This is a genomic window from Bacillus cereus group sp. TH152-1LC (assembly GCF_027710505.1).
GTDB lineage: Bacteria > Bacillota > Bacilli > Bacillales > Bacillaceae_G > Bacillus_A > Bacillus_A mobilis.
In genome coordinates this window covers 583,890-609,840 of record NZ_JAQFNK010000002.1, presented here as the reverse complement: position 1 = coordinate 609,840, position 25,951 = coordinate 583,890, and the positions used below count along the sequence as shown (strand labels likewise).

Sequence of the window (25,951 nt, the reverse complement as noted above, 5' to 3'; positions counted from 1 at the left end):
GATAATATGTGAACTTTTATTTTTCATTCAAATAAGGCCGATCATATTGTAATCTTTTTAAATTTTAGGAGGCATTACCATGACATTAACAGGTAAAGTAAAATGGTTTAACAGCGAAAAAGGTTTCGGTTTCATCGAAGTTGAAGGCGGTAACGACGTATTCGTTCACTTCTCAGCTATCACTGGCGACGGCTTCAAATCTCTTGACGAAGGTCAAGAAGTTAGCTTCGAAGTTGAAGACGGTAACCGTGGACCTCAAGCTAAAAACGTTGTAAAGCTATAATTCAAACAATAAAAAGGTTGTTACCAGCTCGGTTAACAACCTTTTTAATATATAACTAAAATTTTTTACATAAAAGGAGTGGTTATATGTATCGCAATCGAAAGAACGATGTAGCAGAAGTACCACCAGAACAAACACCTGTTTGGGAATGTGAAGCAGATGATTGTTTAGGATGGATGAGAAAGAACTTTTCATTTGAAGAAGAGCCTAAATGCCCTTTATGTAAAAGTAGCATGAAAAGCGGAGAACGTTTATTACCTAAATTAGGTTAATTTTTACTTAACCCCTCTTTATAAGAGGGGTTTTTTATTATAAATTTGTATTCTCTACATCCGTTCGAACTATAGAATACAATAGTGCATCATGTTGCTTATTTCCTTGATGAATGTATCCACGTAATAACCCTTCCTTATGAAAGCCTATTTTAGATAACATTTTACAAGAAGTAACATTTTTAGGATATGTAATAGCTCCAATTCTAAATAAACCTAAATCTTGAAATCCATAATGAATAATTTCTTGCGCCGCTTCTGACGCATAACCCTTCCCCCAATAACGAGGATGTAAGTCATATCCAATTTCAGATCGTTTACTCCATAGCTGTAAATTATTTAATCCTATTGTACCTACTAAAGTATTTGTTTCTTTTAATACAATCCCCCATCGTATTGCCTTTTTCTCGAAGTAATTTTTTGAAAAAGATTCAATCATTCGTGAAGCTTGTCCAAACTCTGTAAAAGAATTCATACCGTAATAACATGTTACTTCATCCAATGAAAAAATTTCATATATTTTTTGACAATAAGATTGTTCTATTTCAACTAAACGTAAACGTTCTGTTTCTAATATAGGAAATGCCACAGGATCACTCCTTTCTTTCTACACATTCATTATAGCAGAAAAAGTATTTATAATTAGGAAAGTCCTCAATGTCCCATTAATCAAATATTTCTAGAGAAGCTTATCCTCTTAATTCCATACGAACTACGAGTAACCCTTCTTACTTTTGCTTGAATAGAAAAATAAAGAGATGATCAAAGTACTATGATCATCTCTTTATTCTCTAGTTTTAAAATTAATTGTATCATTTTCATTTCCATCACTCCGCTCGTAATAATATATCTTATAGTTTCAATTCCGTAATCACTTTTCCCTTCTAAAACAACACCCTTCCCCATACATTTATGGTAAAATATAGTTAATTTCATATTTTATTGTGGAGGTGTAAATGTTCTATGTATATATTCATCGGCTTGTCCCTCTTACTCATATTACTCATTTTTTTATTCGCAAAAAAGTTCGCTCCAAACTCATTTATGATGACTAGTTTTAAAGGCAATAGCTTTAAAACTTTTTCAATCGGCATTTTAATTGCAGCCACTCTTTCTCTTTCATACGGAATCTATCACGCAGCAACATATCAACCTAAACATTTAGATATCACACTACAAAATCAAAACTTTACTATTTTCGGGAATGTTGGAGAAGTTGGATATTTCTCAGAAGAATTACTAAAAAAAGATACAGAAGTTGAACTATATTTTGCCTCTTGGAAACCAATGCAATTAAATAATCCAGAAATAATAGTAAACTATCCTTCCGGTAAACAGGAAACATGGAAACCGAACATTACATTAATTCCTGCCAATAATTTAAAAGAGCAACATAATATAAAAGAACTCTATCAACTCTCATCATATTCATTTAAAGAATCCGGGAAGATAACCTTAACAATTACTGAGAATAATACAACAAATAAAAAGATCTCAATTCAAGTGAAATAAATAAAATGTCCCTCCAGCATAACGGAGGGACATTTTATTTATATATGTATTATTAATTTGACGTTTCATGCAATGTTGCCATTATTTCATTTGCAGTGTTCTTTCCATTTCCAATACACGCACCAATTCCGACACCGTAATATGAAGCACCAGCTAAGTATACATTAGGATAAAGATTCAACATCTTTTCTTGTAATGTTTCAATCGCTTGATTATGTTCTAAATGATATTTCGGCATTAAATCTTTCCAATTTGTAACTTCAACTACTTCTGGTTCACCTTTAATTCCGAGACTCTTTTCAATATCATATAAAGCGACTCGTACTAATTCTTCTTCACTATAATTTTGAATCGTTTCATATACTGGATTGGTACTCTTATAAAACATTCTTACTAATAGCTTTTGTTTTCCAGATGTATGTTTCCACTTCCGGCTTGTCCATGTACAAGCATCACAATGTAAATCACTATTTTCCGTTACGATAAATCCTGTGCCGTCCGCCGGTAATTGTTCATCTAGTATGTCAAACCCTAAGTAAATACTTATAAGAGATGAGTTTTTAAATGTATGAAACTGCTCGTTTAACTCATTAGACTGTAATAAAGTTTCTGCAATATTATGCGGAGCTGCTACAACAACATAATCAGCTTGGATGGATTCATGATTCGCAAAGGCGATTTCATAGCGATCACCTTGTTTCCTTACAGCTGTCGTTACAGCACCTTTCTTAACAACAGTCTCAGTCAGCACTTCTTCTAAACGATCAATAACCGTAGATAGTCCACCTTTAAATGATACGAACTTTTTGTTTCCGGCTGATTGAAACTGTTTTTTATTCTCTTCAAAACCTTTAATAATACTTCCATATTTATTTTTATAATCCAGTAAATACGGTAATGTCGATGCCATAGTAAGTTCATTCAATTTACCGGAATATACACCTGAAAGCACTGGGGCAATTTGTCTTTCCACTAATTCTTTCCCTAAAAAGCTTTCTAAAAATACAGCGAGTGAAGTATCTTTTGTAAACTCTTTATTTTTTGTTATGAAATCTTTTAAAGCAACAATTTTCCCTTTCGTTGATACTAGCGTACTGCTGAACAATGACTCGACACTCATCGGTATCCCAAATATAGTGTCAGAAGGAATTGGATGTAATGTATTATCAGAATATATGTAAGAAATACCCGTTTCATTATATACCATTTCTTCTTCTAAATTTAAATCTTTTACAAGTGGCATAACATGTTCATTACGAGCAACGATAGAATCTGCTCCTGATTCCATAATAAAATCTTTTTCTTCTACACTATGGATTTTACCGCCCAAATACTTTTCTTTTTCTACAAGGATTAAATTTAAATCAACATTATAATCCTTTTTTAATTTTTCTAAATAAAACATAGTAGAAAGTCCCGTTATACCTCCACCGATAACAACAACTGTTTTCATATGTGCTGCGCTCCTAACCGATACAATTAATAATTCCTTTATTATTATACCCAAAAGTCCTTATATTCGACTAGCAGCTTGTGCATTCTGTAAGAAATTAGACAATATATTTGAATAGATTTCCGGTTGATCATTATGCACTAAATGACCAGCAAACGGAATTACAGCAATATGTATATTTTCGTTTAATTGTTTGAACGTTGTAGCAGCTGCAACTTCATCTTCTGAATCTCCCCCAGCTATACACAGTGTAGGTACTTGAAGATTAGCTACTTCACCAGTTTCATCAAATGGATACCAATCTTTAACTTGCCACGACTCCAGCAATGCTTTCCAATCACTTTTTTCATGAATTTGATTCATATAAGTTACAACTTCTTCATTTCCCATCAATTGCTGATGACACTTCGCTTCATACTCCTGAGACTCCTCCCAATTTTCTCTCTTAACCGGAAAGATACCTGAAAAACTTAATGTTCTTACTCTATCTGGATAGTTTTTTGCAAATAATAAAGCGACTAATCCTCCTAAGGAAACACCAGCTATATGACATCTATCAATTTGTAAATGCACTAACGTATCATGTACATCCTTTACAGAACGTAAGAAATAATTCTCCAATGTCCCCCCTGACTTTCCATGCCCTCTTAAATCAGGACGAATGACTTGATAATTTTTTTCTTGAAAAAATGCTACCTGCTCTTCGAATTCTACTAAACCTGTCATACCTCCAGAATGTAAAAGCACAATTGGTTCTCCTTCACCTGAAATGTGCGTATGTAATATCATTCATGTCTCCCCCTTTCAAATTGAATATTCTATTAATTAACAGTATATAGAATTTATATCTGAATTTCCAAATAAAAAAGAACTAAAACATTTTCAAATCATGTCATAGTTCTTTTTATTTTAAAAACATAAAGTAATTAATTAATTTGTCTATTTCTTGACTTAATGCCAATACTTTTTCATGTTGAATACCGTAATCCGATACTAAATATAAAAGCTCTTCTTTCTTTATTTCAATGACTTTTTCCAATTTCACTAATTCCATGTCGTTTTACTTCTCTCTCCAATACTAAAATGTATGTATTTTAGTATAGCCTATTTACATAATTAGTAAAAGTAAAATACGCATGTAAAATCTTACAAATATAAAAATAATATACTATCAACAAAGAAATTTAATATTTAGCCCTTTTTCCAATTCATCAGACTTCATTACGTATGAATAATAAATCGGAATTTCTCTAATGTTATATCTTTATATTTTGGAGCTCTCTTAATATGATCAAAGTAACTATATGAGAATTTAAAGATATGTCCGAAATCCCAATCAAATGCACCATAGTCTTTTAGCCAAAATTGATTTTCTGTTGGTAATATATGAGCACGTTTAGATTCGACTAAAGGTAAACAATCTATTGGTGAGTGTAAAGTTATTTCACTATTTGACGTTAAGTTTTGACTAGCACGTAACACGTATACTAGTTTTAACAGCGGACGTATCCCTCGTTGGAATATATCTCTATGACCTAAGTCGTACATAATATTAATTGCATGAGAAAAAGTAAGTAAATGACCTATTAAATCATGGTGTGCTTCCGCCCTATAAATAATATTAAATTGCGAAAGCTCTTTTAAAATAAACGTAGATAATTGCTCCGGATTTCTTAATTCACTTTCTATCTCTTCTTTTATACTTAATCGTTTTACTTCCTTTGTCGTAAAACCAATCCACGATCTACCAGGAATTGTTTTACGAAACGAAAATATAAGGTTAGTAATCCCTTCAATCTCTTGATTATCGCCCCATTTTTGTAACTCTTTCATAGCTAATAAACTTAATGCAGCATAAATGACATTATGCCCCACCCAATGAAGTTCATCAATTGTATGTTCCAATGATTCTATAATTATTTTTTCAGCACTTTGAAAATCAATTTCTTCTTTATCTTCAATCATTTCACCTAAGTTTTGCTTGTTCAACATCCTTTTTGTTTGGGAATACATATTACGAGTTATTCCTTCTTCCATATTGTTATCTTTTATGAAAAAATAACTAGCAATTGCAGCTGCTCCGAAATGCGCATGCCAAATATCATTTGTTTGTCTTTTGCATTGAGAAATAATTGAAAGGCCATCTTTTAAGACAGTTTTATTTTCCATCTTTTTATCCCCCATCACTTTATACTCATCCTAAAGATGGCGTCAATACAAATAAAATGTGATTCGTTTCATCACTTTTATTCAAAAAGCGATGTTTCACATTTGGCGGAATACGTACAACATCGCCTTCTTCTAAAAAATATTCTTTTCCTTCTAACTCCACATACACTTCTCCTTTCATGACAACAGCAATCTCTTCCTTTTCTTCATGTGAATAATGACTTTCCGTTGTTTTTGCTTGTTTATTTAAATCCATCATTAACATTTCAATACGAGCTTTCATAAAATCCGGTGTTAATACATCATATACAATGTGATCATTGTTTTCCCGATATACTTTTTTTCGATCTTTTTTCTTAGAAATAAGTGAATCTGTATCGATTTCATTAATAAAAAGTGTAAATAATGGTACATTTAATGCTTTCGCAATTAATTCCAATACACTTAAAGAAGGATTCGCATGTCCTCTTTCAATTTGACTAATTAGTGACGTGCTAATCCCTGCATAATCCGCAAATTCACGAATTGTCATATTATTTTTCTTACGATAACTTAATACAGTTTGTCCGAGTCTATCATGGATCATAGTAAAAACTTCCTTTCGTCCATCATATTGCATCTTTCGCTGTCTTTGTGCTGACATAGTAAACAAAGGCAAATAATCCTTTCCTATCGTCTCAGTGACTTATATACTTACCTTTGTACATTATATCGCATTAAGTTTATTATAATAAACATTGTATCGGAGGAACAAACTGTGAAATCACCTATTCTTTCATATTTCATCTTATTTTTCGGCGTATTCGCCCTATCAACTTCAGCAATTTTCGTAAAATTAGCAGACGCTCCTGCGGCTATCGTTGCTTTTTATCGATTATTCTTTGCTGCACTGATTCTATTACCGTTATTACTATTTAATAAAAATAATCGAAGTGAGCTAAAAACAGTAACAAGGAGACAATGGGGATTCGGATTCGTATCTGGGTTATTTTTGTCCGCACATTATGTACTTTGGTTTGAATCCTTACAATATACTTCTGTAGCAAGCTCTACAGTTATCGTAACGTTGCAACCTTTATTTTCAATGATTGGTGGTTATTTTTTATTTAAGGAGAGATTTACGAAAGGAGCAGTTATTGGTTGCCTCATCGCCATTTCAGGAAGTATCGTCATTGGATGGCAAGACTTACAAATTAGCGGAGAAGCTTTGTACGGGGACATTTTAGCGTTTATTGCAGCTGGAATTATTACCGCATACTTTTTCATTAGCCAACATGTTCGTAAAGATTTATCACTTATACCGTATTCGGTAATTAGTTATGGAAGTAGCGCCTGTTTTCTTGGTATATTTGCTTACATGCAAAACGAAGCTTTCATCCATTATTCTACACAAACTTGGGTGTGCTTTATTGGCTTAGCTTTCATTGCAACGATTTTAGGTCAAACAATATTCAATTGGTTATTAAAATGGATGAGCGCTACTGTAATCTCTATGAGTATTTTAGGAGAAACGATTGGAACTTGTATACTAGCGTACTTTATATTAAATGAGACTATTTCTTTACAACAAGCACTAGGTATTACAGTTATTTTTATTGGTTTAGCATTATTTTTAATGCAACCAAAACTGCCGAATCGCAACTAACAAAAAAGCATGACAGTAAAATGTCATGCTTTTCACTATTCGTTATGTACGATTAAACCATCAGGTCTAAAACGACTCATCATTATTTCATTAATAAACTTTCCGTGAGCCTTCAAATTCCCTATCTTTACTCCCTCTTCTACAAATCCGAATTTTTCATATAGTGACTTCGCTTTCGGATTCGTTTCTAAAACACCAAGCTCTACTCGCTCTAACATTAACCAATTATCAGCTAAATCAAGCATTTTTGTAAGAAGTGCTTTCCCAATACCCTTATTATGATATTCACTATCTACCCCTATAAATAAATCACCCGAATGAGATCTACGGCCTGGACTTTGAGTTAACCCAACAAATCCAACAACTTCCCCATCATACTCTGCAACAAATTCAAATTGATTTGGCGCTAAATTTCGAATTCTATTTTCCATTGCATCTACACGCATACTAGGCAAGAAAACCATATAAGGTAAAACATCATCTTGTATACATATACGATGAATAGCTCTAGCATCTTGAATTTCTACCGCTCTTACTTTGATCCCCATATCTTCTCTCCTCCATATCCATAACAATACATATTTTCATTCTAGAACCCTGGGTGAAATCCCTTCTCTTCTGTATTTCTTTGTGTTATTTTTACATAATTATTTCAGTATAGCATACGATTTACGAACACCTTACCTACACCGAAATTACAGGTTAACTTTTTACTTTATTATATAACTCAAGTAGATTTTCAATTGGAATACCATTTATTTTCATACCGGATATATCACAATTTTCTATTTCAATATTTTTCATATTACTATTACTTATCGTACTACCTTCTAAATCACATCTATTAAACAAAATAGGATGTTTATCTTCTCCTAGACTTGTATCTGTAAATTGAACTCCACCTAAAGTCACAAAATTAAATTTACTACCTGAAAAATTTAAATCTGCATATGAAGAACTTCTAAAATTTATATTTCTAAACTTCGATTGACTTACATTACAATTACTCATCTTCAGATTCACCATACTGCTACCAACAAATGAACTATTTTTTGCATTTACTTGATAATACTCTGTATTTGCTAGATTACAGTTTTCGTATTGACTATTTTTCATATTTTTATTTTTTATTTGGTTCTCTTCAGCTGAATCTACATTGATTCTTTTTACATAACAATACTCATCTTCCGATTTAAAAATTATTTCATAGCCCATTTTTTTATAAAAATGATGATTATTTATTTGCCTACTAGATGTTTCGAGATCCCAAATTCTTATGTTCAGATATTCCGCTTCTATAAATTTAATAACATGTGACCCTATTCCTTTTCCTTGATAAACAGGATCTACAAAAATACGATCAATTCGGCCATATGACTTACCTGAAATCGTAACTATAATTCCTCCGATTATTTTTTCATCCATTATGACTTTGTAACAATCCAATTCTTCAATCGAATATTTCATCATTTCAACTGAAGAATAACCTGTTGGTTGAATGTTATAGTCAATTACATCCCCTTGACCGCATAGCCATCGTTTTGTTTCTTCATCAAATGTTCTTGTCATTATTTTTGTTAACTTTTCAGCATCTAAAATTGTCGCTTTTTCTATACAAATTATCGCCATTTTATTTTCCCCTTCATTGCTAAAAACCAATAACTTTTGTGAACGAAATAGTTATCCATTTACTTTTATTTTTAAATTTTTGCCCATTATTACATATGGAATATCATTTTTACTTGGATGAAATGGCTCTAATACATCCACCCAACCTAATCTTTCATATAACGAACGCGCCTTTTGATTGTTTATTTGTGTTGTTAAAATGCCCGTTCTATTTGAAATCCCTTCTAATAATTCATTATGTAATCTTGTTCCAAGTCCTTCATTTCGATATTTCGGGTCCACTGCTAACTCTACAAATTCAAAACAGTCTTGCAGCCAATGATTTACTTGCTCCAGATGTAACGCTTCTCTCATTAATAGATTATAGTACTGTCCTTCTAGTGAGCGATAACCATAAGTAAAACCAACGAATTCTTTTTCCTCATTAATTGCTACTATACCTTTAAAATTTGGATATCCTATATGTCTTTTAATTCGCTCAATCATTTCATTGAAATTAGTTTTCTCAAATGCTTTACAATATAACTGTCCCATATTATTGATTAAAACTTCATCTTTTTCAATAAGTAAAAATTTCATTCTACTTCCCCCTTCTATTAAAACCGATAAATTATGCAACATATATAGTTATTTAAAAATAGAGAAATTTTAAAATAATAATCTCTTTTCTATTAAACCACTAATATACCTATATTTTCCACTTGAAAATAGTATAAATGTAAAAAAGAAGAGCACCTGTAAATATACAGATGCTCTTCTTTTTTATTTTCTACTTTATCTATTAAATAACAAAACCTATTCTCATTAAAGAATAAAAATTACTTAAGCCACTCGTTACAACTATTACTTAACTTCTGTAAATCCTCTATAAATCGACTCGCATGATATCCATCACAAACCGAATGATGCACTTGCAATGAAACTGGTAGCATAACCTTATTCTCTTCATTAAAATATTTCCCACAAGTTATAATCGGTAATAGAAAATCACCATCATTATTAATATTTAGATTAAATCCAGTAAAACTAGCCCAAGGTATGCTAGAAATCGGAAAAACATTTGGCGGAATATTCTCTTTCGTGAAGAGACCATGTACATTAGTATAGCATCTCATATCTTCTTCGTAATTTTTATAGAAAATGTGGAAATCACTAGAATAATCCGTCCATATACTTGAAAAAGACTTATCATCTTTATGGAAGATTGTATAACTTGGTATCATTTCCTCCCAATAGCCTAAAACTCCTTCATCGTTAAAACATGTTCGAAATTCTTTATGATTATTTATTACTCTAGAAATTAAATAAATAAAAATGGGATAAAATTTTATTCCCTTTTGATGTAATTCCTTTAATAACCTCGTAATATCAACATTCACAGTCACACTAAACGTACATTTCAACTTTAAATAATGTTCAAAATACTGCTCTCTATTCCAATTTTCTCTGTCAATTATATGAAACCTCATTTTAATAGCCTCCTAAAATTTCATTTTATTTTAGAAGGCTAACTTTCTTGTTCTCACCACAATTTTTCACTCCTTTCAATTTAAATTTATCCTCAAGTTTTTATTTAATTATATAACATCTGCAAAAATCCGTTCACATATTTCTAGAAATAGATCCACATACTATAAATAAATCAAATGAAATTCGGAGGATGCCTACATGAATAACAAAAATGTAAATAAAAAAGAAACTGTTACCGAAAACGCTACACCTATTCAAAATGATAATACTGCAAATCTTAATATCGAAGAACAAGCAATGAACGGCTTATATGGAATGCCAGAAACTACTATTGAAGATGCTGATCACACTGAAACTGAAGATTTAAATTCAAAAAATTAATGGACTACATAGAAGAAAGCCAAGGAACATATCCTTGGCTTTCTTAACTATGCATCCACCTTTTGTACTTCTTCACTCTTTCTTGAAAGCTTTCCTGGCCAAAAAGCAAAGCGTCCTAGAACAACTGTAATTGCTGGTACAAGTAACGGTCTAACAATAAACGTATCTAGTAGTACACCAATTGCAGTTACAATACCAAATTGAACAAGAACTTGAATTGGAAGTGTACCTAAAACAGCAAAAGTTCCTGCTAAAATTAAACCTGCTGATGTAATGACACTACCTGTTTGTATAACCCCATTTTTTACTGCATCCAAATGATTTTGTGTCTTTCTGTTTTTCCATATTTCTGAAACCATAAAGATATTATAATCTTCACCTAAAGCAACTAAAAATACAAATGCGTATAACGGTATTGCACCTTGAATGGCCGGCGCTCCCATACCATAATGAAGTAATAACCACCCTGCTCCTAATGCCGAGAAGAACGATAATACAACAGTTACAATTAAATAAATCATCGCAACAATTGATCGCAAGTAAACAAGTAACAATAACGCTATAATACTAATCATTACTGGAATGATAACTGATTCATCACGTTCCGTAATTTGCTTTGTATCATATAATGACGCCGTTTCTCCGCCAATCCATAATTGATCTTCTGCATTACTAATCCCAGCATCTTTTAATACTTGTTCTACACTGTTTTTCAATTTAGGGATTTGATCTAACGCTTCAATTGAGTATGGATTTTCAGCTAAAGAAACCTCATACATTTGTATTTTCTTATTTTCTTTGCCCTCTTTTGGATCTTTCACAGTTTTTACGAAAGAAAACTTCTCTAGTTCTTCTTTAATAGAAAGCTCTTTCCCCTTCGAATCAACAACAACTTTTACTGGCGCTAGTTCACCAGCTGAGAAATGATCACTAATTAACGTAAACCCTTCGCGTGAAGGCATATCTTTTGGAAACGATTCTAATAAGTCATATGTGTATTGAATACGTGGTACAAATGATGCCAAGCCACCTAATACAAATACAGTAAGCATAATTATTGTCCACGGTCTTCGTACTACAACATCTCCAAGTTTTTTACTAAAGGCACCTTTTGATTTTTTAACTTTTATGACTTTCTTTTTCTTTCTTGCAAATTCTTCATTCATTGAAGCTGTTCTCGGTATAAATGGGAAGAATGCAGCTCTACCAAAAATTAATAATAACGCTGGTAAAATTGTTAAAGCAGCAATGCCCATTATGAATACAGCAACACTAAATGGTACTGCAAATCGATGAAAGGCACCATAATGAGCAAGTAATAATGTTCCTAATCCAAGTACAACAGTTAACGCACTCATTATAATTGCTCCGCCAGAAGCTTTCATTGCAAGTTGCAGCGCCTTATATTTACTTTCTTCTTCTAGCAAGTATTCTCGATATCTCGAAATTAAAAATAGACAATAATCCGTCCCAGCACCAAACAATAATACTGTCATAATTGATATTGCCTGAGCATCTACTTTAATCCAACCGTGATCAGCTAAAAAACCAAGAGTCGGACTAATAATACCGTATGCAAAGCCAACAACAAGTAAAGGTAAAATTGCTAAAATTGGTGAACGGTACAGTAAAATTAATAGGACTAATACGAGTAATACAGTAGCAATTAATAATTTCACATCTGCTTGACTAAATAAACTAACTGCATCCGTTTGAATACCTACAGGTCCAGATAATCGAACATGTAAACCAGAATCACTTATTTTTCGTTTAAATGGATCTTCATCGACCTTACTATTCACTATGTTTCTTAAATCATCAAGATTTCCTTTTAATATATCTGTTCCAGCCGACTTATTAAAGAATACTGGTGTAACAAATGATGTACCATCTTTTGATGCACTTTTTGATAATACTTGTTCCGGAATTGTATCAAATGGCGGTAATGTTGATTGCTCCTTTAAAGGACTAGCTTTTAACTCTTTATAAACGTCTTGTATGAGTTTATAATCCTGTGACTGTAATCCACCATCTCTATACCATACTACTAACAAAGGATTCCCTGCATTATTCGGAAACTCTTTTTTCATAATTGCTTCCGCTTGCTGTGACATAGCTGTTTCAGGTAAATTTTTCGGATTCGGTTCTTTCATACTGTTTACTTGTGGCAATGTAAATGAAAGTACTAATGTAATAAGAATCCATACCGATAAAGTTATCCATTGTGTATTCTTCCCTGCTACAAGCCTCCCTAACATATGTAACGGGTGCTTTTTCATAAAAACCCACCTTCCTTTTCTCCTCCAATATTAATTATATATACTGATCGGTTAATTAATCAAGAATGAATAAAAATTTATGTTATAATTATCTCAATAATACATGTCAGGAGCGAATGGATTTGGAACAAAAACAACGTCCTCTTGGAAGGCCTCGTCAAAATAAAAATACAAAATCTAAAAAAGAAATGATTTTAGAAGTTGCAACTCGGTTATTTCTTACTCAAAATTATCAAATTGTTTCTATGGATGAAGTTGCGAAAGTTTGTGGTGTTACAAAAGCAACCGTCTACTATTACTATTCAACAAAAGCAGATTTATTTACCGCTACTATGATTCAAATGATGGTACGTATACGCGAAAATATGTCTCAAATCCTTTCTACAAATAAGACTTTAAAAGAAAGATTATTGGACTTCGCTAAAGTCTACTTACACGCAACGATGGATATTGATATGAAGAATTTTATGAAAGATGCAAAACTATCATTATCTGAAGAACAATTGAAACAATTAAAAAATGCTGAAGACAACATGTATGAAGTATTAGAAAAAGCACTTGATGATGCAATGCAAATTGGAGAAATCCCAAGAGGAAACGCTACTTTTGCGGCTCATGCATTCGTATCTTTATTATCAATTGGGAATTTTAAAGATGAAAATCACAATCCTATTCTTACAAATATAGATGAATTAGCCCAAGAAATCGTTTCTTTTTATTGGAACGGGTTAGGCCATTCATATTAAACTGATTTACTTTAATAAAAGAGCATGTTTGAATTTTTTCAAACATGCTCTTTTATTAAAAAATATATAAATAAACCAAAAAGAAGAAGCCACACTATCTTATTATATGTTTTGTCATTCCAACAGAAAATGCGTCAAATCCTATAGATTCATAATAAGATTGCAATTTTTCCACACACATAAGTTGGGGAATAACCTTGTTTTGTTCACAGTGCCGGACTAATCGCTTTACTATTTCTTTTCCGATACCTATGGACTGATACTCTGGTAATACACAAACACCACAAATAACACCCGTAATTACACCATCTGATATAATACGCCCCATCCCTACTAATTTCTTATCATCAAAAGCATACATTGCATACCAACTTTGTTTACACATTTGTTCTAACTCGTTAACCGTTAATTGAAGCGAATTCCATCCTAAAGATTCATATAACGCTAATAATCCATTGAAATCTGTCGGGTGTTCCATTGTGTAATTTATACTATTATTCATGTGAATACTCCTTATTTTCTCGTTTGTACTGTATAAAATTAGCCTTAATATGAAATTAACTTAAACAAACTTCCATAAGAACAATATAATTCCTTCTTATCATAAAATAAAAAGAAGTTAACTTCACCTCAGTTAACTTCTTTTATATAAATCTATCATTATATTATTAACCAAAAATCATACAACTACAGACGATCAGGACAAACAAAACTAATAAACTGTTTGAGAAATAACCCATAGAATACTACCCCTTTATTTCATTATGTAAAAGATTTTAACATAAAATTATTTACAACATAATAACTGAAAAAGACATTGCATGCATTACTTATTTGTATTTAGTAATATTTCCTTTCCAGTCATACTCTCCTCTCCTAAAAACATCTCTCATACTCTTCTATTTCAATTCATATAATTTCCTTAAAAAAATATAGTAAACATTAATTTACTATAATAGATTAAATCATTTGATTTACCATTAAAATAGTAATAAAATAATTACTAAATGCATAAAGGAAGCGAAAATGATGACCCAAAACGAATTATTAAACGAATACATGAATTTGTTATTAAATATGTCAGGCACTTTCAAATTATTATCGGAAAAATCATCTGAATTTACACATATAGAACAACACGTAGTCGAATATATCGCACAACAAAAGATGCCTGTAAATTTAAAAATGATTGCCAGTTATTTAAACATTCCTAAACAACAATTAAGCGTAACAGTTCGTAATTTAGAATTAAACGGATACATTATAAAAAAACAAGATACGGTAGACAAAAGAGCTATATTAATCTCTCTAACAGAAAAAGCTGAAAAGGTACATTATGAGAGATGGAAACAAATATATAATAACTTTACTCAAAACCTTGAAAAACTAAGTGAAGAAGACCAACGTGATTTAACTTACGGATTGTATAAAGCAAATAAAATGCTCTCAAAAATGTTACATAACGATTAAGAATACAAATAATTTTTCATTACATGGAGGATGGTTTCATGGTTAAAAATATAGATATACATTCAGTACAAGGTACGATGCTTATTCCGCTATGGGGACGTGCGTATGGAAGCGAGAACAATAAAGCTATTTTAGATGATACTGAGGCTATTCGTATTATTAAAGAATGTGATTTCGACTTCTCCTCAATAGCAAATACATTTGGTGAATACGGATGTATCACATACATTACTCGCGCACGAAAAATTGATGATACGATAAAAAAATTCATTATAAAACATCCAAATGCTACTATTGTAAATATCGGTTCTGGACTAGACACTACTTTTTCTAGAATTGATAACGGTACAATACATTGGTATAATCTCGATTTGCCCGATGCTATTTCATTTCGAAAAACATTAATTGAAGATACACCAAGAAACATGAGCATCGCTAAATCATTTTTTGATACTTCTTGGTTTGACGATATAAAATATGATCCAAACGACGGTATTCTTTTTATATCAGCTGGCGTGTTTTATTACTTTAAAGAAGAGGATTTAAAGAAAATCATAGTCGCTATGTCAAAACGTTTTCCTGGGGGCGAATTATACTTTGACGCTGAATCAAAATTTGCACTGAACCTTTCAAATGCTACTGTAAAGAAATCCGGTAATAACGGCGCAATGATGCATTTTTATGTAAACAATCCAAAATCAATAGAAAGATGGTCTTCTACCATAAAAGTATTAAGCTGCTCTCCTTTCTTTAAAAATATACCTACAAATAAAGATTGGGATGGTAGTACGCGCATTATGATGCGAATTGTAAACTTAATAAAGATGTTAAAGTTTGTTCATGTGCGGTTCAATAGAAAATAAGTAAAGGAGACCTTAAGTTTACAAGGTCTTCCTTACTTATTTTTCAACTACTTTATTTACTGCCTTATAATTGTATCCTATAGATGTAAGATCTTCACAAAAATATATTCACTACTTCATATCCTCATTTATAAGAATAGCTTTCTTACGCGAAAATAGATTTTTAAAAATTCCTATCCCTACAATTAATAGACCTATCCCAACTAATTTATTTATTTGCAATGGAATGCTCTCCATTCCAAATAATCCGAATGTATCAATGCATAACGCAACAACTAATTGAGTAATAAGGCTAATTAACACCGTATACGCTGGACCTAAACTCTTTATTGCACCCATGATACAAATAATTAACCCGGTGCCAAACAATCCACTTACATAAAACAAATAATTTGTAGTATACACTTTAATGCTAATACTGTGTTCTGTAATGATATAAAATAGAATAGAACTTATGAGACCTATTCCAAGAACACATGCTGTTGTTAACCACTGCCCTACATTTTCATTTACCTTTGCATTAAAAACAGATTGTAAGCTAATGAATACGCCAGCTATTATAGCTAAACTAAATCCAATCATATTCCCTCTCCCCTATTCATTGCTCATATATATTATTTTTAGCAACTTCCTTCATTCTAAAAAAATCTTTAATTACAATAACTCCATTTTTCTTTTCAATTAATTTTTCTTTATAAAATTTTTGTAACACTCGAATTACGTGCCGATAACTTACTCCTATAAAATCCGCAATACTTGATACAGAAGTCGCATCCAAATCCTCTTTATACATATTCCCGTTACTGTCAGTGGAAATAGAAAGTAAATAACTAGCGACACGTACTTCTACTGGATAAAGTAAATTAAGAGCTGTAAAACGAGTCGATATTTTTAACGTGTTCGCAATGTTATCTAGCAAGCACTTCATTAATTTAGGATTTTGTAAAAACTTATTTTTAATAACCGTATGAGAAATGGAGATCGCTACAACTTCTGAACAAGCTTCAACCGCATTATGCGCTTTGCTATTTTGTATGAATTCAATATCACCAACAATTGCCAATGGATTGATAAAACGAAGAATCAGTTTCTTTCCCTCTGGTGTAATCGTATAAACCTTTACTTTACCTTTAACAACAAAATATAAACGATCCATTTTGTCATCTATATTGCAAATAAGCTCGCCTTTTTCAAAATGATTTAATTGCAAATAAGCTGTATCTATTTCTGAAAGAATTTCAAGCATTTTATTAGTTTCCAAATAACGGGTAATTAAATCTGATCTTTGCTCCACTTTCATTTCCTCCTTTCATTTACATATTAAATACAACGATACCTAAAATCATTACTATTGTTCCCACAATATGCTATCTCTCCATCTGTATCTTTTTCATTTGAAATAATCCTTTCATCTCAATAAAAGTTGCTGTTAACAATTGCGCAACCATAAGTGTTCCAGCTGTTAAAGTAACCCCCATTGAATGTATCGCTACTGTTTCTGCATAAATAATTAACCCGCCAAGTGCACCAGCTACTAAATATATTTTTTTCACATCCTTCAAATCCACTATTTTCTCTTCTTTCTTTAACAAAAATATTGTTGTTGCAATAAGGAATCCAATGAAATGCGTAATAATACTCGTCGACCATATACCAATATGTGAACTAAGTTTCGCATTAAATGTGCCTTGAAGTGTAATAAATACGCCAGCTAAAACAGCAAATACAATACCTTTCAAAAAATCATCTCCTAATCTTCTATTTCTGACTTAATTAAACGCTATAATCCTATAAAGGCAAAAGGGCAAATGTCACATCAGTATGAAAATAACTGCGAATGAACAAAAAACACACATCAAAATAATTGAGGTGTTTTTTGTTAATTAATATATATAATTTTAATAATAATGACTACGCTACATTAACAGATTTCTTCTTCAAAACATACTTTACAAATATGAATCGCACAAGTGGCCCCATAATAATTAATTGTAATGGATACGCCATAATGAAATTTTTAATAAAAATTGAAAAATACATCGAAATACACGAGTCTCCTTGTAGTCCACCATGTAAATACATCATAGCCATTCCGTAAAAAGACATAAAGAAAACCATTCCAATTACCATAGCTGTCGCCATCGCAATAATCATATTTACTTTTTTCGATTTGTCAAACGGTAACGCGAATACAAGTTTTTTCGCACAAGGTCCAACGATACATATTTCAATTAACAGTGCAATAATGAATCCAATTACTAGTTCTAATGCGATCTCCTTAATATGAATTGGTCCTCCTATTCCGTTCAGTAGTAAATTATAAAACGTCATTACAATAACCATCCCAAGGCACATCATCATACCAAACTGGAGGTTTTCCTTTCTTGTTGTTGGCAATTTCTATCATCCTTTCTGTTTAAGTCTTTGTCATTATATCGATTGTGGAAACCTCTTCGTAAGTGAACATTTTGTGAACAAATTTAAATCGTTATCATACTTTCTTTACTTACTGCTCAAATTCTTACTTTTATTTATGAAGGTTTTATATATCTCAATGTTGAATTATTAAATTTAACTTTGTAATACCTGATAGTTACTACTAGGAGGATAACCATGAATAAACAAGAGTTTTACGCATATCACATCGTAACAAGGAAAAAAATGAAGATGGGACAAATCATTCATTTCGAAAAAAATCAAACGAATACCCTCTTTCATTTCTTTTTTGAAAAAGAACATTTAAATTCTAACGTTCAAGATACTATGCAAATTTTAAAAGAACATTATACAAATGAAGGATTACTTATAAAGAATGAAAACGCTAAAGTAGTTATGAATTATATGGATCAAACAATTAGAGCGGTTAGAGAAACGATTGTAGAAATGGTAAGACTACAAGAATTCCCTGAATACCCTTCCCGATTATCTTGTTTATATGCTGCAAAGAGCTATGGAGATACTTTAAAATGGAAAGCATTATTTGATTCTTACAATCGAGAAGTTTTACAGATTGTTAAACTACGAGTAATTGGACATTGTTTTGAAGGTGACGGAAATCTTTTACCGAAAGAAGATGGTATTCCTTTTTCTCAAAAAATTGAACAAGCTAGAGAGTATTGGAGAGGAAACGTTAGTAATGAACTTCCTGAGTTACTGATCAATGGAAAAATTGAAGTGGTGGAAATTATTGATGATTTTTCTGCAATTCATATCTAATTCCAAACTAAATCGTATAGGATGGAGATTATAATGGGGAAAAAAGTGTACTTCAATCATGATGGTGGTGTAGATGATTTAATTTCACTATTTTTATTACTCCAGATGGATAATGTCAAGCTTACAGGTGTTTCAGTTATCCCTGCAGATTGCTATTTAGAACCAGCATTGTCTGCAAGTCGCAAAATTATTGATCGCTTCGGCAATGGAAATATTGAAGTAGCTGCATCAAATTCCCGTGCGAAAAATCCATTTCCAAAAGACTGGCGGATGCATGCATTTTATGTAGATGCTTTACCAATTTTAAATGAGTCTGGAAAAGTTGTAACACCTATAGCGGCAAAACCTGCACATCACCACTTAATTGAAACCCTACTACAAACTGAAGAGAAAACAACTTTATTATTTACAGGTCCGCTTACCGATTTAGCCCGTGCACTATATGAAGCACCTGTAATCGAAGAAAAAATTGAGCGCCTTGTTTGGATGGGAGGAACATTTCGTACTGCCGGCAATGTTCATGAACCCGAACATGATGGAACAGCTGAGTGGAATTCGTTTTGGGACCCTGAAGCAGTAGCTCGTGTTTGGGAATCAAAAATTAAAATTGACTTAGTGACACTAGAAAGTACAAACCAAGTCCCATTAACTATAGACATACGTGAACGTTGGGCAAAAGAGAGAAAATATATTGGTATTGATTTCCTTGGTCAATGCTATGCAATGGTCCCTCCTCTCGTTCATTTCTCAACGAACTCTACTTACTATTTGTGGGATGTATTAACTGCTGCATTTATCGGGAAGTCTGACCTTGCCAAATTACAAACAATTTATAGTATTGTTCATACATATGGACCTAGCCAAGGACGTACAGTAGAATTTGATGGCGGGCGACCTGTAAATGTCGTTTATGATGTAAACCACAATGGATTTTTTAACTATATAACTGAATTAGCGAAGAAAGCTTCATTTTGAAAACTTATCTATACGAAAAATAAATAGAATGGCATCACTTCAAACGATGTAACCCTCTAATTAGCATTTGGTTGAAACTACATATTTAACTATTAAAAAGAGTATTGAATTAACTTTCAATACTCTTTTTGTGCAGTTTGATTTGTATTTTACTGATTATTCATTTCATAACCATTTACAAAAAACGTTATTGTTTCTAATTCATCTTCATTTAATTCTCTATTTACGTCTCGTTTATACGCTGCCTTTATGTTTTCTTCATCGCCTTTATGAATTTCTGTATAAGTTCCTACTGTTTTTAGTAAATGCATTTCTTGTAAAAACTCATCCCGACTTATAGCTGTCCCATGAGAAAGAATATAAGTTTCAGCATCAAATAGCTCCAACTCTTCTATTAATTTGAACGTTCGTTTCGTCGTATAGTTCCTCTTTGAAGAAAAGATATCTGCATATATACAGTCTCCTAAAAATAATATCTTTTCTTCTTTCACGTAAATAACAACTGAATCATGTGCATGATCTCCGCCGACATGTTTTAACACGCATGTCACTTCACCAAGGTCTAATTCAATTTGATCGTGGAACGTTAAGGTCGGAGGAATGATTTCAATATTTCTCGCTTTTTCTTCAAATTCTTTTTTAATGCAATCCGCACAAAATGCAATTTCAGTACCCTTTTTTACGCGTGCGTCCAACGCTTCATCGGTCCATTCATAAGATACTAGTGATTGCATTTCTTTTTTCGTTTCAACATGCGCAATAGACAATGCATCTTGTAGTACAGACAATCCAAAAATATGATCCCAGTGCCAATGCGTTAATACTACGACATCAGGACTTGATACATTTTGTTCTTTTAGCATTTCTAGAAATAATTGTGCATGTTCTTCTGAATTCCCTGCATCAATCATTAAAGTTTTTTCTTGTCCAACGACCATTCCTAATATAGGTCTATCTGTTTCAGAAACAGGTGTCATATACCAAAATGAGTTTCCTATTTTTTTAATTTGCTGCATAATTAGCTCCTCCATTTACTACTATTCTTTTCAATTATTAACTGTAAAACCTTCATCCAGCACAAAGCATGAAATAACACTATTTTTTCTTCCGGCAAACTACTACCATAGAATAGCAGTCTTCCCCTAACTCATTTCCTTCCCAATCATTATATATATGTAATAATTCAAATCCATTCGCTGCTAATAATCTGTCTAACTCCTGCGGACATGTATAGCGAAGATCAACCGTTGTTTTCAGTTCTTCTACTTTCACATCATCCTCATAAAACCTTCTTGTTGTTATGTAGTGCTGTATTTGCTGAATTGAATCGTATGTCATTTCAGTATATAAATCACATTTTCTTCCCATTTCATCACGAATAGTTGTCCAATATTCTTCTGTAGATGGTTGTATTAATTCTTCTTTTGAAGGAAAACGTGTATCGAAGATAAATATACCATTATCAGCTAACACATGATGAATAGATGTTAATAAATTATTTTGATCAGTATTCGTAAGAAAATGCTGAAATCCGTGGCCAACCATAAATGCGAACGGAATCGTTTCTTCAATCTTTAATTGTAAGCAGTCTTGTTGTAGCCATTTTTCTTTTTTACACTCCGTAGATTTTCTCTTTGCTTCAGCAAGCATACCTTCATGTATATCTACACCGATCATTTTATATCCGTTTTCTATAAATGGAATTGTAACCCTTCCTGTTCCGCAGGCAATGTCTAGAATCCATTCATTTTGTATACTTAGTTTTTGTGCCTATGATAGTAAGAACGGAAAATCTGACAAACTTTTATTTTCTATATCATATCGTTTTGGATTTTCGTATTCAGATAGACTCCATTTTGTATGCAAACTTATTCCCCCATTTCATTTTCCCACTTAAATTTAATATATAAATTATAACGAATTATTAGTTTTTTTTCTATAATCAAACACAATTACTTGGACTAATCTAACTTTCCTTTTCGTAAGCTAAAAATAAGTGGAAGAATCGGAGTGTGATACGATGGAACGATTATGGATTCCTATGATAGTTACATTTTTTTCATTCGGTGGATTACTATTAGGCGGTGCTGTCGGCATTGCTACGCGCCAGCTCATTGAAGAAAAAATGCATCGTTTATATGCATTATGTGGCGGAATTTTACTCGGTCTTTTATCCCTTGAAATTATTCCTGAAACATTTGCAAGCTATGAAATAATTGGCCCTATACTCGGTATAGCTATCGGTATTTTAGTTATGAGCTTATTAGATAACTATTGTCATCATCCAACAATACATAAAAAAGATCAACAAGCATGGCAAACTTTCCTTTTTCTTTCTTTTGCTATATTTATTCATAATTTGCCGAGTGGCTTTGCATTAGGTACAGCATTTATAAATCATAATGACTCTGCCATTCCTTTCTTACTTGCGATTGTAATTCACCATATTCCTGAAGGATTAGCTTTAATTATCCCCTTCCTCTTTACAAAACATAAATATATTTCCTTTTTATTAACAACTTTATTACTTTCCCTTATCCTCGGTACAGGTACTATTTTTGGCATTTTGATGGAAGGAAAAGCCCTACATTTGCAAGGACTCATTATGGGGAGCGCTATCGGTTCCCTTGGCTATGTTACAATTCATGAAATGCTTTGGAAGGCAAAGAAACAGCTCTCTTTCCTTTCATTTCTTACGTGGGCTACTAGTGGATTTTTACTTATAACAGTATTTACACTATTTACTGGTCACCATTAAAACTAATATATTTTATCATTTGTATATTTTTCCTTTTTCTCCAAAACATAATAGTAACTACCTATTATAAGGAGGAAAAAATTATGTTTGAGAAAACAGCCGGTGAAGCACTAGTTGACCTATTAATTGACTGGGGAGTAGAACACATATACGGAATGCCTGGAGATTCTATCAACTCTATCATTGAAGCTTTAAGAAAAAAACAAGATAAAATTAAATTCATTCAAGTTCGCCATGAAGAAGCTGGTGCACTAGCAGCAGCTTCTTATGCTAAGTTAACAGGAAAACTTGGCGTTTGTATGGCAATCGCAGGGCCCGGTGCTATTCATTTATTAAATGGTTTATATGATGCCAAACTCGATAAAGCACCTGTTCTAGCAATTTCAGGTCAAGTAGAAACCGATTTACTCGGGACGGATTTTTTCCAAGAAGTAAACTTAGAAAGATTGTTCGATGATGTCGCGGTTTATAACCAGCGCATTATGTCAGCAGAACAGCTACCAGCTGTCGTGAATCAAGCGATTCGAATGGCTTATACGAAAAAAGGGGTATCCGTTCTTACAATTCCAGATGATGTTCCGAAATTCGAAGTAAAAAGTGGTGCTCGTGTTACAAATACTTCTTTTACATTACCTGAATTATTTCCGCAAGAAGAAGATTTACATGCTGCCAAACTCGCAATAAATGAAGCGAAAAAGCCTGTTATTTTAGCTGGAAAAGGTGCGAAACATGCGAGAGAATCTTTACTTACATTCGCGGAACACATTGGTGCTCCAATCGTACTTACATTACCAGCTAAAGGGATTATCCCTGATGAACATCCACTTTGCATCGGTGGATTAGGATTAATTGGAACGAAACCTTCTTATGATGCAATGAAACATGCAGATACTTTAATTATGGTTGGTACTTCTTATCCGTTCACCGGTTTCTTACCCGAAAAAGCAAAAACAATCCATATCGATACTGATCCTGCCCAAATCGGAAAACGTTACGTTACAGATATCGGCTTAGCTGGTGATGCTGATAAAACATTAAAATGGTTATTTGAAAATGTAGAAAAACACGAGGACCATTCCTTCTTAGAGCATCATCAAGAAATGATGAAAAAGTGGGAGGAAAAATTACACGATCAAGAAGACGATACTTCTACTCCAATTAAGCCACAACGCGTTATGCATGCACTGCAACAAGTAGCTCATGATGATGCAATATTATCAGTCGATGTCGGAAATGTAACCGTTTGGACAGCAAGGCACTTCCGTATGACAAATCAGCAATTTATTATTTCTAGCTGGCTCGCAACACTTGGCTGCGGTTTACCTGGTGCCCTTGCTGGAAAAATTGCTTTCCCGGATAAACAAGTATTTGCTGTTTGTGGTGATGGTGGTTTCGGAATGACAATGAACGACTTTGTAACAGCTGTTAAATATAAACTGCCAATCGTTGTCGTCGTTTTAAATAATAATAAGATCGCCATGATTAAATTCGAACAAGAAGTTATGGGGAATATCGAATTTGGTACAGACTTAACAAACCCTGATTTTGCAAAATACGCAGAGGCGTGCGGAGGTATTGGATACCGTGTTGAGAATGTAGATGAACTACTTCCTGCTTTCGAGAGTGCGGTAAAGCAAAATAGACCGTGTATTATTGATGTAGTTGTAGATGCAAATGAAGCACCAATGCCAGCAAAAATCACCTTTGGTCAGGCCGCTGGTTATACGAAGCATATGATAAAAGAATTATTTGAAGAAGGTAAGATTGATTTACCACCACTATAAACAAAAAAAGATAGCTGAAAACGATATGTCTTCAGCTATCTTTTTTATTTTTGTATCTCTCTATAAAAAGAAAAATCATTTACATTAGTTTGTACTCGTTTTTCTTCCTTTACTTCTTTATCCTTGCTCTTAGGTATTTTTACATTTCCTAATTTAATCGCATCTTGCATACTATTACTAATTAGATTGCCTGACAAGACCGTCATACTATAGAAAGCAATTGGTATAAGTACAATCCATGTATGTGTGGTTAAATGGCGGAAGTTTTGACCAATCAGGCCAGTCCATTCTTTTGTTACACTATCTGCATCTAATCCAAATAATATCGTTCCTCCAAAAAATAACTTAAGTAATCCAAGATGCAAAAGAAGCAATAGTACACTCACAAATTGTTGCGCTACTAATAAAAGAAATGATGGTAACATATGCGGCCATATATGGCGCTTCAACCTATGCCACTCACTTCCGCCGAGCACAGTAGCTGCCAACATAAATTCTTCTTTCTTAATACGCTTTACTTCTTGCGCTACATACAACATAACCGTTGGTACAGCAAGACATACAAGAACTATAATTTGAAATGCCACACGCAAATACAACGGCACAACTTCCGCTCCACTATCAAACGTTAAAACTTCATTTAACATAAAATAAGAAATCATAACCATCGGTACAACACTAAAAGGATCAAAAAAGGATGAAATAACTGGAAAAGAACGTTTACCATACATACCAAGAAGTAAACCAATTCCCCCGCCAACTATAACTCGTAAAATCGCTATAATTATACTCGCTCCAACTGTCCACTTCGCGCCTTCTATGATTAATTGAACAAGGTCACGGCCTTTCACATCACTTCCAAACCAAAATTTACTTGATGGCGAAAATGGGGCTGCCTCTAGTTCCCCTTTTTCGTTATACATCATCGTAAGTTCACGAATATTCCCATCAAAAAGCACCGTATATCCAATACTAATAATCATTAGTACACTCAAAAAAGTAATGCCTATCCAAAATCTCACATCTCTTTTTACAACTTGCCACAT

Annotated in this window: 30 protein-coding genes and 1 pseudogene; 12 read left to right on the top strand and 19 right to left on the bottom strand. The window is 32.6% G+C overall.

Going from position 1 to position 25,951, the window contains the following annotated elements:
- The first annotated feature begins 79 nt into the window (after positions 1 to 79).
- Positions 80 to 283, top strand: coding sequence for a cold-shock protein CspD (cspD, locus tag PDL00_RS09595; protein WP_000176368.1), 204 nt, complete (start codon positions 80 to 82; stop codon positions 281 to 283).
- A gap of 86 nt (positions 284 to 369) precedes the next feature.
- Positions 370 to 555 carry a cold-shock protein gene (locus tag PDL00_RS09590; RefSeq protein WP_061679056.1) on the top strand — a complete coding sequence of 62 codons (186 nt, stop codon included), beginning with the start codon at positions 370 to 372 and terminating at the stop codon, positions 553 to 555.
- A gap of 37 nt (positions 556 to 592) precedes the next feature.
- Here the strand turns inward: PDL00_RS09590 and PDL00_RS09585 are convergent, their stop codons facing one another.
- Positions 593 to 1,144, bottom strand: coding sequence for a GNAT family N-acetyltransferase (locus PDL00_RS09585; protein WP_270728780.1), 552 nt, complete (start codon positions 1,142 to 1,144; stop codon positions 593 to 595).
- A gap of 374 nt (positions 1,145 to 1,518) precedes the next feature.
- On the opposite strand from PDL00_RS09585, the gene PDL00_RS09580 reads away from it, so the two are divergent.
- Complete coding sequence (locus tag PDL00_RS09580) at positions 1,519 to 2,067, top strand: hypothetical protein (RefSeq protein WP_270728779.1); 549 nt, start codon at positions 1,519 to 1,521, stop codon at positions 2,065 to 2,067.
- Between the two features lie 52 nt (positions 2,068 to 2,119).
- On the opposite strand, the gene PDL00_RS09575 is transcribed toward PDL00_RS09580, so the two are convergent.
- The 5 genes from PDL00_RS09575 to PDL00_RS09555 all read right to left on the bottom strand — a co-directional run bounded on the left by PDL00_RS09575 (position 2,120) and on the right by PDL00_RS09555 (position 6,275).
- A complete protein-coding gene (locus tag PDL00_RS09575; RefSeq protein WP_270728778.1) occupies positions 2,120 to 3,520 on the bottom strand; it encodes a protoporphyrinogen oxidase in 1,401 nt (466 codons plus the stop codon).
- Between the two features lie 60 nt (positions 3,521 to 3,580).
- Positions 3,581 to 4,309, bottom strand: coding sequence for an alpha/beta fold hydrolase (locus PDL00_RS09570; RefSeq protein ID WP_270728777.1), 729 nt, complete (start codon positions 4,307 to 4,309; stop codon positions 3,581 to 3,583).
- Positions 4,310 to 4,424: 115 nt separating this feature from the next.
- Complete coding sequence (locus PDL00_RS09565; RefSeq protein ID WP_000424361.1) at positions 4,425 to 4,574, bottom strand: aspartyl-phosphate phosphatase Spo0E family protein; 150 nt, start codon at positions 4,572 to 4,574, stop codon at positions 4,425 to 4,427.
- 167 nt (positions 4,575 to 4,741) lie between these two features.
- Positions 4,742 to 5,689: a hypothetical protein gene (locus tag PDL00_RS09560; protein ID WP_270728776.1), complete on the bottom strand. Its 948-nt coding sequence runs from the start codon at positions 5,687 to 5,689 to the stop codon at positions 4,742 to 4,744.
- Positions 5,690 to 5,714: 25 nt separating this feature from the next.
- Entirely contained in the window at positions 5,715 to 6,275 is a 561-nt protein-coding gene (locus tag PDL00_RS09555; protein ID WP_242253741.1) for a helix-turn-helix domain-containing protein, read from the bottom strand.
- Between the two features lie 171 nt (positions 6,276 to 6,446).
- Here PDL00_RS09555 and PDL00_RS09550 point away from each other — a divergent pair, with 171 nt between their 5' ends.
- Positions 6,447 to 7,334 carry a DMT family transporter gene (locus PDL00_RS09550; protein ID WP_270728774.1) on the top strand — a complete coding sequence of 296 codons (888 nt, stop codon included), beginning with the start codon at positions 6,447 to 6,449 and terminating at the stop codon, positions 7,332 to 7,334.
- Between the two features lie 35 nt (positions 7,335 to 7,369).
- Here the strand turns inward: PDL00_RS09550 and PDL00_RS09545 are convergent, their stop codons facing one another.
- From PDL00_RS09545 to catA, 4 genes are all read right to left on the bottom strand, one after another.
- A complete protein-coding gene (locus tag PDL00_RS09545; protein WP_242253750.1) occupies positions 7,370 to 7,882 on the bottom strand; it encodes a GNAT family N-acetyltransferase in 513 nt (170 codons plus the stop codon).
- 154 nt (positions 7,883 to 8,036) lie between these two features.
- Entirely contained in the window at positions 8,037 to 8,963 is a 927-nt protein-coding gene (locus tag PDL00_RS09540) for a GNAT family N-acetyltransferase (protein WP_270728772.1), read from the bottom strand.
- Between the two features lie 51 nt (positions 8,964 to 9,014).
- The gene (locus PDL00_RS09535) at positions 9,015 to 9,542 is read right to left on the bottom strand and encodes a GNAT family N-acetyltransferase (RefSeq protein ID WP_270728771.1); all 528 of its coding nucleotides are present in this window, start codon (positions 9,540 to 9,542) and stop codon (positions 9,015 to 9,017) included.
- Positions 9,543 to 9,781: 239 nt separating this feature from the next.
- Complete coding sequence (gene catA, locus PDL00_RS09530; protein WP_270728770.1) at positions 9,782 to 10,432, bottom strand: type A chloramphenicol O-acetyltransferase; 651 nt, start codon at positions 10,430 to 10,432, stop codon at positions 9,782 to 9,784.
- Between the two features lie 199 nt (positions 10,433 to 10,631).
- On the opposite strand from catA, the gene PDL00_RS09525 reads away from it, so the two are divergent.
- A complete protein-coding gene (locus PDL00_RS09525) occupies positions 10,632 to 10,814 on the top strand; it encodes a DUF4021 domain-containing protein (protein WP_063261091.1) in 183 nt (60 codons plus the stop codon).
- 47 nt (positions 10,815 to 10,861) lie between these two features.
- Here the strand turns inward: PDL00_RS09525 and PDL00_RS09520 are convergent, their stop codons facing one another.
- Positions 10,862 to 13,093, bottom strand: a complete 2,232-nt coding sequence (locus PDL00_RS09520) for an MMPL family transporter (RefSeq protein ID WP_270728768.1) — start codon at positions 13,091 to 13,093, stop codon at positions 10,862 to 10,864.
- Positions 13,094 to 13,215: 122 nt separating this feature from the next.
- Between PDL00_RS09520 and PDL00_RS09515 the strand changes: the two genes are divergently transcribed.
- Positions 13,216 to 13,839, top strand: a complete 624-nt coding sequence (locus PDL00_RS09515) for a TetR/AcrR family transcriptional regulator (protein ID WP_270728767.1) — start codon at positions 13,216 to 13,218, stop codon at positions 13,837 to 13,839.
- Positions 13,840 to 13,933: 94 nt separating this feature from the next.
- Here the strand turns inward: PDL00_RS09515 and PDL00_RS09510 are convergent, their stop codons facing one another.
- On the bottom strand, positions 13,934 to 14,341 hold the full coding sequence (locus tag PDL00_RS09510; protein WP_242253767.1) for a GNAT family N-acetyltransferase: 408 nt from the start codon (positions 14,339 to 14,341) through the stop codon (positions 13,934 to 13,936).
- A gap of 527 nt (positions 14,342 to 14,868) precedes the next feature.
- Between PDL00_RS09510 and PDL00_RS09505 the strand changes: the two genes are divergently transcribed.
- Both PDL00_RS09505 and PDL00_RS09500 read left to right on the top strand, forming a co-directional pair.
- Complete coding sequence (locus PDL00_RS09505; protein ID WP_270728766.1) at positions 14,869 to 15,309, top strand: MarR family winged helix-turn-helix transcriptional regulator; 441 nt, start codon at positions 14,869 to 14,871, stop codon at positions 15,307 to 15,309.
- Positions 15,310 to 15,347: 38 nt separating this feature from the next.
- Positions 15,348 to 16,172, top strand: a complete 825-nt coding sequence (locus PDL00_RS09500) for a class I SAM-dependent methyltransferase (RefSeq protein WP_270728765.1) — start codon at positions 15,348 to 15,350, stop codon at positions 16,170 to 16,172.
- A gap of 111 nt (positions 16,173 to 16,283) precedes the next feature.
- Here the strand turns inward: PDL00_RS09500 and PDL00_RS09495 are convergent, their stop codons facing one another.
- The 4 genes from PDL00_RS09495 to PDL00_RS09480 form a co-directional block, all read right to left on the bottom strand.
- Positions 16,284 to 16,754, bottom strand: coding sequence for a DMT family transporter (locus PDL00_RS09495; protein ID WP_270728764.1), 471 nt, complete (start codon positions 16,752 to 16,754; stop codon positions 16,284 to 16,286).
- 16 nt (positions 16,755 to 16,770) lie between these two features.
- Complete coding sequence (locus tag PDL00_RS09490) at positions 16,771 to 17,466, bottom strand: Crp/Fnr family transcriptional regulator (RefSeq protein WP_270728763.1); 696 nt, start codon at positions 17,464 to 17,466, stop codon at positions 16,771 to 16,773.
- A 73-nt stretch (positions 17,467 to 17,539) separates the two neighbouring features.
- Positions 17,540 to 17,911: a DMT family transporter gene (locus PDL00_RS09485; RefSeq protein WP_270728760.1), complete on the bottom strand. Its 372-nt coding sequence runs from the start codon at positions 17,909 to 17,911 to the stop codon at positions 17,540 to 17,542.
- A gap of 172 nt (positions 17,912 to 18,083) precedes the next feature.
- Positions 18,084 to 18,569 (bottom strand): DUF2798 domain-containing protein, encoded by a 486-nt coding sequence (locus PDL00_RS09480; RefSeq protein ID WP_270728758.1) that lies wholly within the window; start codon positions 18,567 to 18,569, stop codon positions 18,084 to 18,086.
- A gap of 216 nt (positions 18,570 to 18,785) precedes the next feature.
- On the opposite strand from PDL00_RS09480, the gene PDL00_RS09475 reads away from it, so the two are divergent.
- Together PDL00_RS09475 and PDL00_RS09470 are read left to right on the top strand one after the other, a co-directional pair.
- Positions 18,786 to 19,388: a DUF2441 domain-containing protein gene (locus PDL00_RS09475; RefSeq protein ID WP_270728754.1), complete on the top strand. Its 603-nt coding sequence runs from the start codon at positions 18,786 to 18,788 to the stop codon at positions 19,386 to 19,388.
- A 33-nt stretch (positions 19,389 to 19,421) separates the two neighbouring features.
- Positions 19,422 to 20,363, top strand: coding sequence for a nucleoside hydrolase (locus tag PDL00_RS09470; protein ID WP_270728752.1), 942 nt, complete (start codon positions 19,422 to 19,424; stop codon positions 20,361 to 20,363).
- Between the two features lie 149 nt (positions 20,364 to 20,512).
- Here PDL00_RS09470 and PDL00_RS09465 read toward each other — a convergent pair whose 3' ends face one another.
- Both PDL00_RS09465 and PDL00_RS09460 read right to left on the bottom strand, forming a co-directional pair.
- On the bottom strand, positions 20,513 to 21,379 hold the full coding sequence (locus PDL00_RS09465; RefSeq protein ID WP_270728750.1) for an MBL fold metallo-hydrolase: 867 nt from the start codon (positions 21,377 to 21,379) through the stop codon (positions 20,513 to 20,515).
- A gap of 79 nt (positions 21,380 to 21,458) precedes the next feature.
- Positions 21,459 to 22,229, bottom strand: a pseudogene (locus PDL00_RS09460) (class I SAM-dependent methyltransferase).
- A 154-nt stretch (positions 22,230 to 22,383) separates the two neighbouring features.
- Here PDL00_RS09460 and PDL00_RS09455 point away from each other — a divergent pair.
- Together PDL00_RS09455 and PDL00_RS09450 are read left to right on the top strand one after the other, a co-directional pair.
- Positions 22,384 to 23,121 (top strand): ZIP family metal transporter, encoded by a 738-nt coding sequence (locus PDL00_RS09455; RefSeq protein ID WP_270728749.1) that lies wholly within the window; start codon positions 22,384 to 22,386, stop codon positions 23,119 to 23,121.
- Between the two features lie 83 nt (positions 23,122 to 23,204).
- Positions 23,205 to 24,905 carry a pyruvate oxidase gene (locus tag PDL00_RS09450; protein ID WP_270728747.1) on the top strand — a complete coding sequence of 567 codons (1,701 nt, stop codon included), beginning with the start codon at positions 23,205 to 23,207 and terminating at the stop codon, positions 24,903 to 24,905.
- Positions 24,906 to 24,949: 44 nt separating this feature from the next.
- Here the strand turns inward: PDL00_RS09450 and PDL00_RS09445 are convergent, their stop codons facing one another.
- Entirely contained in the window at positions 24,950 to 25,951 is a 1,002-nt protein-coding gene (locus PDL00_RS09445; protein ID WP_270728745.1) for an ABC transporter permease subunit, read from the bottom strand.